The organism is Pseudomonas sp. PI1, from assembly GCF_000812405.1.
In the GTDB taxonomy this organism is placed as follows: Bacteria; Pseudomonadota; Gammaproteobacteria; order Pseudomonadales; family Pseudomonadaceae; genus Pseudomonas; species Pseudomonas citronellolis.
In genome coordinates this window covers 1-11,850 of record NZ_JWMC01000074.1, presented here as the reverse complement: position 1 = coordinate 11,850, position 11,850 = coordinate 1, and the positions used below count along the sequence as shown (strand labels likewise).

The window sequence follows — 11,850 nt, the reverse complement described above, 5'->3', positions numbered from 1 at the left end:
GGATGGCTAGCAGCTCACCTCGGCGTTACGGCGGGTGTAGTAGAACCAGGTCACGACGATGCACAGGGCGTAGAAGACGATGAAGCCGTAGAGCGCCCACTCCGGCCCACCGGTCAGGTCGAACGAGCTGCCGAACGACTTCGGGATGAAGAAGCCGCCATAGGCCGCCACCGCCGAAATGAAGCCCACCGCGGCGGCGGACTCCTTCTCGCTCTGCAGCGCCTGCTGCTCGGCGGGCAGGCCGGGGAACAGGCGCGGCGTCTGGATGCGGAAGATCGCCGGGATCATCTGCGTGGTGCTGGCGTTGCCGACCCCGGAGAAGAAGAACAGCAGCAGGAACATGGCCAGGAAGCCCCAGTAAGCCCCCGGCTGGTCCTTGATGCCGATGAAGAACAGCACGCCGCCCACGCACACGGCCATGGCGACGAACACCCAGAGGCTGATGCGGGCGCCGCCGAAACGGTCGGCCAGGCCGCCGGAGAAGGCGCGGCTCAAGGCGCCGATCAGCGGGCCGAGGAAGGCGAAGCGCAGCACGTCGACCTGCGGGAACAGGTGCCCGGCCAGCAGCGGGAAGCCGGCGGAGAAGCCGATGAAGCTGCCGAAGGTGCCGGTGTAGAGCACGCTCATCAGCCAGGTGTGCTTGCGCTTGAAGATCGCCATCTGGTCGCTGAACGAGGACTTGGCGCTGGCGATGTCGTTCATCCCGAACCAGGCGGCGAGGGTCGCGGCGATGATGAACGGCACCCAGATGAAGCCGGCGTTCTGCAGCCACAGCGGGGTGCCGGCGGCGGTCGTCTGCGGCTCGCCGCCCAGGCTGCCGAACACCGCCAGGGTGATCGCCAACGGCACCAGGAACTGCATGACGCTCACGCCCAGGTTGCCCAGCCCGGCGTTCAGGCCCATGGCCGCGCCCTTGGCCTGTTTGGGGAAGAAGAACGAGATGTTGGCCATGCTCGAGGAGAAGTTGCCACCGCCCAGGCCGCACAGCAGGGCGAGGATCAGCATGATCAGGTAGGGCGTGTTGGGGTTCTGCACGGCGAAGCCGATCCACAGCGCCGGCAGCAGCAGCGAGGCGGTGGACAGCGCGGTCCAGCGCCGGCCGCCGAAGATCGGCACCATGAAGCTGTAGAAGATGCGCAGGGTGGCGCCCGACAACCCGGGCAGCGCCGCCAGCCAGAACAGCTGGTTGGGCGTGTAGCTGAAGCCGGCCAGCGGCAGCTTGGCCACCACCACCGACCAGACCATCCAGATGGCGAAGGCCAGCAGCAGGTTGGGGATGGAGATCCACAGGTTGCGCGTGGCGATGCGCTTGCCCTTGGCCTCCCAGAACGCGGCGTCCTCCGGGTGCCAGTCCAGCAGCACGAAGCTGCTGGGGGTGGACAGTTCCGGCAGGTCGCGGCCCTCGCGCTGCTCGGCCCATTCCACGCGCTCGGCCATGCGGATCGCGTAGTGCATCCAGGCCAGGGCGCCTGCGGCGATCAGGAACAGCAGCATGAAGCAGCTCTGCCAGACGCCGATGACGTCGTTGAGCATGCCGAAGGTCAGCGGCAGCAGGAAGCCGCCCAGCCCGCCGATCATCCCCACCAGGCCGCCGACCACGCCGACATGCTGCGGGTAGTAGCTGGGGATGTGCTTGAACACCGCCGCCTTGCCCAGCGACATGAAGAAGCCCAGCACCACGATGACCGGGATGAAACCGGCCAGGCCCAGGTGCAGGGAGAACTCCAGGTCGCCGCGCACGCCGCTGACGATGTAGCGCGTCGGCGGGTAGCTGAGCAGGAAGGTGCACAGCACCGACACGCCGAGGGTCCAGTACATCACCCGGCGCGCGCCGTAGCGGTCGGACAGCCAGCCGCCGAGGATGCGGAACAGCGACGCCGGCACCGTGTACAGAGCGGCGATCACCCCGGCGCTGGCCAGGCTGACGCCGAACACCTGCATCAGGTAGTGCGGCAGCCACAGGGCCAGGGCGACGAAGGCGCCGAAGACGAAGAAGTAGTACAGCGAGAAGCGCCAGACGCGCAGCTCCGCCAGCGGCGCCAACTGCTCCGCCAGGGGAATGGGCTGCTGCTTGCGTGCCTGGCTCTGCGGGTCGGACTTGGCCAGCAGCATGAAGGCCACGCCCATGACCGCCAGCACCGCGGCGTACACCAGCGCGGCGCCGCGCCAGCCCAGGGCCAGCAGCAGGAAGGGCGCGGCGAAGTTGGTGATGCCGGCGCCGACGTTGCCGGCGCCGAAGATGCCCAGCGCGGTGCCCTGGCGCCCCGGCTCGAACCAGGCCGAGGTGTAGGCGGTGCCGACGATGAAGCCGCCGCCGGCCAGGCCCACGCCCAGGGCCGCCAGCAGCAGGCTGTAGAAGTCCGTGGCGAAGGTCAGCAGGTAGACGCACAGCGCCGAGGCCAGCATTACCAGGCCGAACACCCAGCGCCCGCCGTAGCGGTCGGTCCACAGGCCGAGGAAGATTCGCGAGATGGAGCCGGTCAGCACCGGCGTGGCCATCAGCAGGCCGAGCTGGGTGTCGGTCAACCCGAACTCGTCCTTGATCTGCAGACCGAGGATGGAGAACAGCGTCCACACGGCGAAGCAAAGGGTGAACGCCAACGTCGACAAGCCGAGGGCCCGGTATTGGTCCCGGTCGGGAACGGTCGTAACCATGCGCACGCAGTCCCTGGCGAGCGCCTCGAACGGCGCTTGCTCTACAGGCCCGGGGGCGAGTCCCGATACCGGCGGCTACCGGTCCACAGCGAATAACGTCGCACTCAGGCCAATCACGGTTGATGTTGCTGCTTTCGTTATCGTGGCACCGCTTTGGTGCAAGAACTGAGCGTAGACAGGTTCCGCGAGAATTCCAGAACGCCGCCTCAGGCAGGCGCCGCCGCAGAGGCGGCTCAAGTTGTCCCCTTGCGGGGACATCGCGGTAGCGCGCGGGGGGTAGAGTCGTCGGCGAATCCGCCCACAAGCACAATAATCCCGGAGACGCACCGCGATGCACTGCCCTTCCGTCGAGCCCCGGCGCTCGCTGTATTTCGACTACCAGGTCCACCCCGCCTTCACCGCCGCCGTGGGCGCCGCGCAGGCCGCGCGGCATGCCGTGGTCATCGTCGGCGCCGGGCCCATCGGCCTGGCCGCCGCGCTGGACCTGGCCCGCTACGGCATCCCTTCGGTGCTGCTCGAAGCCGAGCAGCAGGTCAGCGAGGGCAGCCGCGCCATCGTCTTCACCCGCCGCTCGCTGGAGATCCTCCAGCAGGTCGGCGTGGCCGGGCGGGTGACCGCCGCGGGGCTGGGTTGGCGCTTCGGCAACTCCTTCTACCGCAACCAGCGGGTGTTCCGCATGGAGGCGCCGCAGGACGCGGACGACCGCTTCGCGCCCATGACCAACCTGCAGCAACCCTGCCTGGAGCAGTACCTGGTGGAGGCCGCCCAGGCCAACCCGCTGATCGAGCTGCGCTGGGGCAACAAGGTGACCGCCGTGACCCAGGCCGCTGACCATGCGCGCCTGGAAGTGGACACGCCCGCCGGCCCCTACGCCCTGGAAGCCCAGTGGGTGATCGCCGCCGACGGCGCGCGTTCGGCCCTGCGCGCGCTGCTCGGGCTGAAGCTGGAAGGCGCGGCCTACGAGGGCCGCTTCGTGATCGCCGACATCCGCATCCGCCTCGACCTGCCCACCGAGCGCCTGGCCTTCTTCGACCCGCCGTGGAACCCCGGCAACACCGTGCTGATGCACCGCGAGCCCGGCGACATCTGGCGCATCGACTACCAGCTGCCGGCCGACGAGACGCCGGAGCAGGCCCTGGCGCCCGAGTCCCTGCGCGCACGCATCGACGCGCAGCTGGCCCTGGTTGGCGTGCAGGACCCGCAGTGGGAGCTGGACTGGTGCTCGGTGTACTCCGCCCGCGCGCTGACCCTGCCGGACTACATCCACCGGCGGGTGATCTTCACCGGCGATGCCGCGCACCTGCTGCCGATCTTCGGCGTGCGCGGGGCCAACACCGGCTTCCAGGACTGCAACGGCCTGGCCTGGAAACTGGCCCTGGCGCTCAAGGGCCTGGCCGGCCCGGCGCTGCTGCCCTCCTACAGCCACGAGCGCGTCGGCGCGGCGCGGGAGATCATCGCCGAGGCCGGCAAGAGCACCCGCTTCATGACCCCGCCCACGCCCGGCCAGCGCCTGGTACGCGATGCCGTGCTGTCGCTGTCGCTGAGCCAGGCCTTCGTCCGCCCGCTGTACCACTGGCGCACCTCGCGGCCCCACGACTACACCGACTCGCCGCTGAACTGCCGCGACGACGACGATGCGGCGTTCCCCGTCGGCCCGCGCCAGGGCGCGCCGCTGCCGAACGTCCGCCTGGGCGAGGACGACTACCTGTTCGACCACCTGGGCGCCGCCTTCCACCTGCTGTACTTCAGCGAAGCCGGCGAACTGCCCGCAGACCTGCGGGCCCAGGCCGCCGCCCTGCGCGAGCGGGGCATCCCGCTGCGCATCCTGGCCATAGGCGCGGCCGATGCGGTGGACGGCGCCGACCTCAGCCTCGCCGACGCCGACGGCCACCTGCGCCGCAAGTACGCCGCGCAGCCGGGCTGCGCCTACCTGGCGCGCCCCGACCAGCACGTCTGCGCGCGCTGGCGGCAACTGGACGGCGCCGCGCTGGGCCGGGCCATCCACACCGCACTGGGCAACGCCTGAGGGAACCGCCATGCAAACACTGACCATCGCCGGGCTGGAAAGCGTCTACGAACAACTGGCCGAGGCCCTGGACCGCGCGCCCGAGGCGCAGCGCGAGCTGTTCCTGGTCAAGCTGGCGCTGCTCGCCGCCGAGGCCCTGGGCGAGCCCGAACGCTTCGCCGAACTGACCGAGGCCGCCCTGCTGGACCTCTGAGCCCGGCCGATCCCCGGTCCGCCATGGCGGCGGCCGGGGTGCTACAGTGGCCGGCGCCCGCAACCCGCAGAATCCCGGAGGGACGTCGCGATGCAGTACTGGCCCCTGCGCGCCGGCAGCGTCGAGCACAGCCTGAACCTCGGCCACGCCGCCAACCTGTTCGCCCGCGTCGGCGGCAACCGCAGCCGCACCCTGGCCGCCGACCTGCTGCAGCTGATCGGCCCCGGCGTGCCCCTGGCGCAGTGCACCTAGCGCAGACGCCAGGCGGGCGCCGCGGAAAACCCCGGAAACGCTTTGGCGTAGGGCGCATAACGCCTACGGCGTTATCCGCCGTTTGACCTTGGCCATAATCCCGCTCGCTGCCGGGCACGGAGCCGCCGTCAAAGCCGCGCCAAGTTCAACCACGGAGTTGCCGGCAAGAAAGGTGAAGCGGCGGATAACCGCGAACGGTTATTCGCCCTACGTTCATGGTGGGCTTGGCGTAGGGCGCATAACGCCTACGGCGTTATCCGCCGTTTGACCTGGGCCATAATCCCGCTCGCTGCCGGGCACGGAGCCGCCGTCAAAGCCGCGCCAGGTTCAACCATGCAGTGGCCGGCAAGAAAGGTGAGGCGGCGGATAACCGCGAACGGTTATTCGCCCTACGTTCATGGTGGGCTTGGCGTAGGGCGCATAACGCCTACGGCGTTATCCGCCGCTTGACCTTGGCCACACACCGCTCGGTGACGAGCATGGAGCCGCCGTCAAAGCCGCGCCAGGTTCAACCATGCAGTGGCCGGCAAGAAAGGTGAGGCGGCGGATAACCGCGAACGGTTATTCGCCCTACGCCCATGGCGGGCTTGGCGTAGGGCGCATAACGCCTACGGCGTTATCCGCCGTTTGACCTTGGCCATGCCCCGCTCGGTGACGAGCATGGAGCCGCCGTCAAAGCCGCGCCAGGTTCAACCATGCAGGGGTTGGCGAGGAAGGTGTAGCGGCGGATAACCGCGAACGGTTATTCGCCCTACGCCCATGGCGGGCTTGGCGTAGGGCGCATAACGCCTACGGCGTTATCCGCCGCTTGACCTTGGCCACACACCGCTCGGTGACGAGCCCGGAGCCGCCGTCAAAGCCGCGCCAGGTTCAATCATGCAGTGGCCGGCAAGAAAGGTGAAACGGCGGATAACCGCGAACGGTTATTCGCCCTACGCCCATGACGGGCTTGGCGTAGGGCGCATAACGCCTACGGCGTTATCCGCCGTTTGACCTGGGCCATAATCCCGCTCGCTGCGGGGCACGGAGCCGCCGTCAAAGCCGCGCCAGGTTCAACCACGGAGTTGCCGGCAAGAAAGGTGAAGCGGCGGATAACCGCGAACGGTTATTCGCCCTACGCCAGGTCCGAGTTTCGTGTAGGGCGAATAACGCGAAGCGTTATCCGCCGCCTCCCCGGGTACCCTGCCACATGGCAGAGCCCAGGGAGGAGCACCGATGCCGAATTACCGACGCGCCCGGATTGGCGGCGGCACCTACTTCTTCACCGTCACACTCCGCGACCGCCATTCGGACCTGCTGGTGCGGGAGATAGCCCTGCTTCGCCAGGTCGTCGCCAGGACCAGACGCCGCCATCCGTTCCGGATAGATGCGTGGGTAGTACTGCCGGAACACATGCACTGCCTATGGACGCTTCCACCGGGCGACACCGATTACGCCACCCGCTGGAAAGTCATCAAGACCGGCTTCGCCCGCCACATCCCACCGGGGGAATGGCTTTCCATCGCACAGCGCCTGCGCGGCCAGCGGGGAATCTGGCAGGCTCGCTACTGGGAACACCTGATCCGTGACGACAGCGACTACCAGCGGCACTTCGACTACATCCATATCAACCCGTTGAAACATGGGTTGGTCACGGCGTTGAAGGATTGGCCATTCTCGACCTTTCATCGAGCTGTCGCCGAAGGTATCTACCCCGCGGATTGGGTCGGGGACCTTTCGCTGGAGGTACAGGCGGCGGAGCGGTATTGAAGCCCCGCCAAGTTCAACCACGGAGTGGCCGGCAAGGAAGGTGAAACGGCGGATAACCGCGAACGGTTATTCGCCCTACGCCCATGGCGGGCTTGACGTAGGGCGCATAACGCCTCCGGCGTTATCCGCCGCTTGACCTTGGCCACACACCGCTCGCTGCCGGGCACGGAGTTACCGAATGAAAAACGCCCGCGGATCACTCCGCGGGCGTTCTTTCATTCCAGCGCCGCCACCCTCAATCCGGCAGCGCGAAGGCCATCACGTAATCCCCCTGGCGGGTGCCCAGGGAGCCATGCCCGCCCGCCATGACCAGCACGTACTGCTTGCCGTCCTTGCCGGTGTAGGTCATCGGCGTGGTCTGGGCGCCGGCCGGCAGGCGGCCTTCCCAGAGGACCTTGCCGTCGCGCATGTCGTAGGCGCGCAGATACTGGTCCAGGGTGCCGCTGAGGAAGCCCAGGCCGCTGGCGGTGGTGATCGGCCCGCCCATGCTGGGCACGCCCATGGTCAACGGCAGCGGGACCGGCGAGTTGTCGCGCACGGTGCCGTTCTTGTGCTTCCAGATCACCTTGTGGGTGGTCAGGTCCACCGCCGCCACGTAGCCCCAGGCCGGGGCCTGGCAAGGCAGGCCGATGGGCGACAGGAAGGGCGCCATGATCACGCCGTAGGGCGCGCCGGCATTGGGTTGCACGCCTTCGGTCTCGCTCTTGCGGGCCGGGCCGCCGGCGACTTCCTCGCGGGGCACCAGCTTGGACTTGAAGGCCATGTAGTCGGGGTTGACGAACATGATCTGGCGCACCGGGTCGACCGACACGCCGCCCCAGTCGAACACCCCGAAGTTGCCCGGGAACACCAGCGAGCCCTGCAGCGACGGCGGGGTGTAGATGCCCTCGTAGCGCAGCGACCTGAAGTCCAGGCGGCAGAGCATCTGGTCGAACGGCGTCACGCCCCACATGTCCTTCTCGCGCACGGTGGGCGGCATGAAGTTCAGCTCGGACATCGGCTGCGTCGGCGAGGTGTGGTCGCCTTCCACCGCGCCCTGCGGCACCGGGGTTTCGTTGATGGGTACGATGGCCTCGCCGTTGCGCCGGTCGAGCACGTAGATGCTGCCCTGCTTGGTCGAGGCCAGCAGCGCCGGCTTGATGCCGTCGGCGGTCTTCAGGTCGACCAGGGTCGGCTGGCCGCCCACGTCCATGTCCCACAGGTCGTGGTGGGTGAACTGGTGGGTCCAGCGCACCTTGCCGGTGGCCAGGTCCAGCGCGGTGACGCCGGCGCTGAACTTCTCCGCCTCGGGGGTGCGGTTGCCGCCCCACTGGTCGGGCATCTGGTTGCCCATGGGCAGGTAGACCAGGCCGAGCTTCTCGTCGACGCTGGCCACCGACCACATGTTCGGCGAGTTGCGGGTGTAGGTCTGGTCGGCGGCGATGGGCGCGGTGGCGTCCGGGTTGCCGCTGTCCCAGTTCCACACCAGATGGCCGTCGCGCACGTCGTAGGCGCGGATCACCCCGGAAGGCTCGTCGGTGGAGACGTTGTCGGTGACGTGGCCGCCGATGATCACCAGGTCGCGGGTCACCGCCGGCGGCGAGGTGGAGTAGTAGCCGCCGGCGGTGAAGCTGCCGATGTTGGCGCGCAGGTCGATCTCGCCCTTGTTGCCGAAGCCTTCGCAGACCTTGCCGGTGTCGGCGTCGAGGGCGATCAGGCGGGTGTCGGCGGTGGGCACGAACAGGCGTTTCGGGCAGCTGCCGGCGGCCGGCGCCGGGCTGGCGACGGTAGTGCCGTCGGCGGCCTTGGCGGCGTAGGCGGCCTCGTCATGGTAGGCCACGCCGCGGCAGGTCATGTGCGCCCAGCCCTTGAAGTTGGCCGCGTTCTGCGTGCTCAGCTTGGGATCGAAGCGCCAGAGTTCCTTGCCGGTGTCCGGGTCCAGGGCGATCACCTGGCTGTGCGGGGTGCACACGTAGAGCTTGCCGTTGACCTTCAGCGGGGTGTTTTCCGCGGTGGTCTCGCCCGGGTCGTTCGGGCCAGGCAGGTCGCCGGTGCGGAAGGTCCAGGCCAGCTTCAGTTGGTGGACGTTGTCCGGGTTGATCTGCGTGAGCGGCGAGTAGCGGTCGCCGAAGGCGGTGCGCCCGTAGGCCTGCCAGTCGCCCTCGGGCTGCGCCGGGGCGGCGTTGGGCACGCCGGCGCTGGCGCGGTCGATGCGCCCTTCGATGCGGCCCGGGTTGGTGAACTGCGAGGCGATGGCGGTGGCGCCGGCCAGCACCACGGCCAGGCCAAGCAGCGCGGTGGCCTTGGGCGCCGGGCCCGCGCTCAGCAGCGGGCGGCGCAGCCAGGGCAGCAGCAGGACGATGCCGAGCGCGAACCACAGCGCCAGGCGCGGCACCAGTTGCCACCAGTCCAGGCCCACTTCGTACCAGGCCCACAGGGTGCTGCCCAGCAGGAACAGCGCGTACAGGCCGATGGCGGCGGCGCGGCCGAGCACCAGCAGCACGCCGGTCACGACCAGCACCGCGCCGGCCACCAGGTAGTAGAGCGAGCCGCCCAGGCTCAGCAGCTTGACGCCGCCGGCCAGCAGGGCCAGGCCCATCAGCAGCAGCAATAGTCCGAGCAGGCTCGGCAGCAGGCGTGACCTGCCAAACGCACCGTCAGTGCTCATGCGTGTTCTCCTTCGGTCTTTCAGTGAGCGGGTACTGCTTGGGTTCAGAACTGGTATTGGAGGCCGGCGCCGGCGTACCAGGAACGCCCCGGAGCGGCCTCGTAGTAGCGGCCGTTGCTGTCGCCGACGATGACCGAGCCGACGTACTGGCGGTCCAGCAGGTTGTCCAGGCGCAGCAGCTGGTGGAAGGTCCAGGGGCCGTAGCGCTGTTCGAAGCGCGTGCGCCAGTTGAACACCGCGTAGCTGGGCGCCGGCTTGTCCTCGTTGCTGTCTTCAACATAGACCTTGCTGCGGTACTGCCCTTCGAAGCCCATGCTGACGTCCTGGCGCGGCTTCCACACCAGCTCGCCGTAGAGGCTGCTGCCGGGCACGCCGGGCAGGTGGTTGCCCTTCTCGATGAGGTTGCCGCCCTCGACGAAGTCTTCATCGTAGGTGGCCTCCAGGCGGGTGTAGGCGAGAGTCGCGTCCCACTGTTCGCTGAGCTGGCTCTGCACGCCCAGTTCGAAACCGCGGCGCAGGGTCTTGCCGGCGTTCTGGTAGCTGGTGCGGCCGCCGGTGGAGCTGGCGACGACGATCTCGTCGTCGGTGCGGATTTCGAAGACCGCCGCGTTGATTCGCGTGTTGCCGCCGACCTTGGCCTTCAGGCCCAGCTCGTACTGGGTGCTGGTGGCCGGGTCGAGGCCGAAGTTGAAGCTTTCCACCAGGCCCGGGGCGTAGGCCATCTCGGCCTGGGTCGGCGTCTCGAAGCCCTTGCCGGCGCTGACGTAGCCGTGCAGCTCGGGGGTGAAGGCATACATCACCGACAGCGACGGGGTGTTCTTCTGGTACTTCTTCGAACCGCTGGAATCGCCGTTGGCCAGGTAGTGGTCGTCCACCTCCATCTTCATGCTGCTGTGGCGCAGGCCGGCGTCGAAGGTCCAGTCGCCCAGTTCCCAGCGCGCCTGCACGTAGGGGTCGAGGCTGGTGGCGATGTCGTCCTCGTCGCGGCGCAGCTCGCCCTTCACGCCCAGCAGGTCGCCGCTGTAGTTCTGGTAGCCGTGGCGGTCGTCGCGGCTGCGGTCGTAGTCCACCCCCGTGGTGACGGTCAGCTCGCCAGGCACGCCTTGCACCGGCTGAATCCAGCGCAGGGTGCCGCCGTGGAATTCGCGGTCGAAGTCCACCACGCCGCCGCCGCGCTGGGTGTTGGAGACCACGCCCCTGGGAATCGACAGGTACTGGATGACGCTGCGCTGCCCGGCGTAGAGGTTGAACTGCAGGGTGGCGTCGCCGAAGTAGCGCTCGTAGTTCATGCCCACCTGCTGGTGGTCGATGCTTTTGCGCGTGTTGTAGGTCTCGGCCACCGACGCCACCGAGCGCGGGTCGTGCTGGTAGGCGGCCCAGGTCTGGCCCAGCGGGTCCTGGGTGCCGTTCTGCTCCAGGCTGCTGTAGATCAGCGCCAGGCGGCTGTCGTCGTCGAGCCTGAAGTTGAGCTTGGCGAAGGTCTGGTCGCGGCGCGCGGCGCTGTGGTCGCGGTAGCCGTCGGTGTCCATGCGCGAGGCGTCGAGGAGGAAGCCGGCCTTGTCGTTGCCGCCCTCGGCGTAGAGGTGGTTCTTGTTGAAGCCGTCGCTGCCGAAGGTGGTTTCGGCGCCCACCTTCGGCGGGCCGGAGCCATCGCGGCTGAACATCTGGATGACCCCGCCGGCGTTGCTGCCGTAAATGGTCGAGGCCGGGCCGCGCAGCACCTCGATGCGGTCGGCCACGTCGAGGTTCAGCGTCGCCGCCTGGCCCTGGCCATCCGGCGTGCTGGCCGGGATGCCGTCGCTGAGCAGCTTCAGCCCGCGAATGCCGAAGGCCGAGCGCGCGCCATAGCCGCGCGAGGAAATCTGCAGGTCCTGGGCGTAGTTCTGGCGGTTCTGCACCACCAGGCCGGGCACCCGCGGCAGCACTTCGGAGAGGTTGACGCCGAGCTGGCCATCGCCGATCTGCGGCTGCTGCACGGTGTCGATGGAGAACGGCAGGTCGAAGCTGGAGACCGGCGCGTAGGTGCCAGTGACGACCATCGGGGCGAACACCTCGTCGGCGGGCACGGCGCTGTCCGCGGCAAGGGCGAAGGTGCCGGTGCCCAGGCCCCAGAGCAGCAGCGGCGGCTGCAGGGTCATGGCGAGGCTGAGCGGGCGAAAACGCAAGGACATGCTGGGGTTCCTGCTCCCTGCCCCGGCGCTGGCCGGGGCCTTGGTGATGACTGGGCGGCTCAGAAGCTGGACTGGATCTTCAGGCCGGCAACCAGAGCGTTGTCCACCTCGTAGACGCCGCCGGGATGCTTGATGTATTGCAGGTTCGGCCGCACCG

8 protein-coding genes are annotated in these 11,850 nt (G+C 68.6%); 4 read left to right on the top strand and 4 right to left on the bottom strand.

Going from position 1 to position 11,850, the window contains the following annotated elements; all coding sequences use genetic code 11:
- Positions 1–6: 6 nt before the first annotated feature.
- Positions 7–2,655, bottom strand: coding sequence for a nitrate/nitrite transporter (locus RN02_RS23215; RefSeq protein ID WP_043317200.1), 2,649 nt, complete (start codon positions 2,653–2,655; stop codon positions 7–9).
- A 331-nt stretch (positions 2,656–2,986) separates the two neighbouring features.
- Here RN02_RS23215 and RN02_RS23210 point away from each other — a divergent pair, with 331 nt between their 5' ends.
- The 4 genes from RN02_RS23210 (at position 2,987) to RN02_RS23200 (ending at position 6,875) form a co-directional block, all read left to right on the top strand.
- Positions 2,987–4,681 carry an FAD-dependent monooxygenase gene (locus RN02_RS23210; protein ID WP_043317198.1) on the top strand — a complete coding sequence of 565 codons (1,695 nt, stop codon included), beginning with the start codon at positions 2,987–2,989 and terminating at the stop codon, positions 4,679–4,681.
- A gap of 10 nt (positions 4,682–4,691) precedes the next feature.
- Positions 4,692–4,874 (top strand): hypothetical protein, encoded by a 183-nt coding sequence (locus RN02_RS23205; protein ID WP_043317195.1) that lies wholly within the window; start codon positions 4,692–4,694, stop codon positions 4,872–4,874.
- 90 nt (positions 4,875–4,964) lie between these two features.
- Positions 4,965–5,126, top strand: a complete 162-nt coding sequence (locus RN02_RS32700) for a hypothetical protein (protein WP_236695218.1) — start codon at positions 4,965–4,967, stop codon at positions 5,124–5,126.
- A gap of 1,215 nt (positions 5,127–6,341) precedes the next feature.
- On the top strand, positions 6,342–6,875 hold the full coding sequence (locus tag RN02_RS23200; protein ID WP_043270736.1) for an REP-associated tyrosine transposase: 534 nt from the start codon (positions 6,342–6,344) through the stop codon (positions 6,873–6,875).
- Between the two features lie 235 nt (positions 6,876–7,110).
- Here the strand turns inward: RN02_RS23200 and RN02_RS23195 are convergent, their stop codons facing one another.
- From RN02_RS23195 to RN02_RS33425, 3 genes are all read right to left on the bottom strand, one after another.
- Positions 7,111–9,522 carry a glucose/quinate/shikimate family membrane-bound PQQ-dependent dehydrogenase gene (locus RN02_RS23195; protein WP_043317193.1) on the bottom strand — a complete coding sequence of 804 codons (2,412 nt, stop codon included), beginning with the start codon at positions 9,520–9,522 and terminating at the stop codon, positions 7,111–7,113.
- Positions 9,523–9,566: 44 nt separating this feature from the next.
- The gene (locus RN02_RS23190) at positions 9,567–11,693 is read right to left on the bottom strand and encodes a TonB-dependent receptor family protein (protein ID WP_082033868.1); all 2,127 of its coding nucleotides are present in this window, start codon (positions 11,691–11,693) and stop codon (positions 9,567–9,569) included.
- A 59-nt stretch (positions 11,694–11,752) separates the two neighbouring features.
- Positions 11,753–11,850, bottom strand: a 98-nt coding sequence (locus RN02_RS33425; RefSeq protein WP_152623726.1) for a carbohydrate porin, incomplete at its 5' end; no start/stop codon positions are given.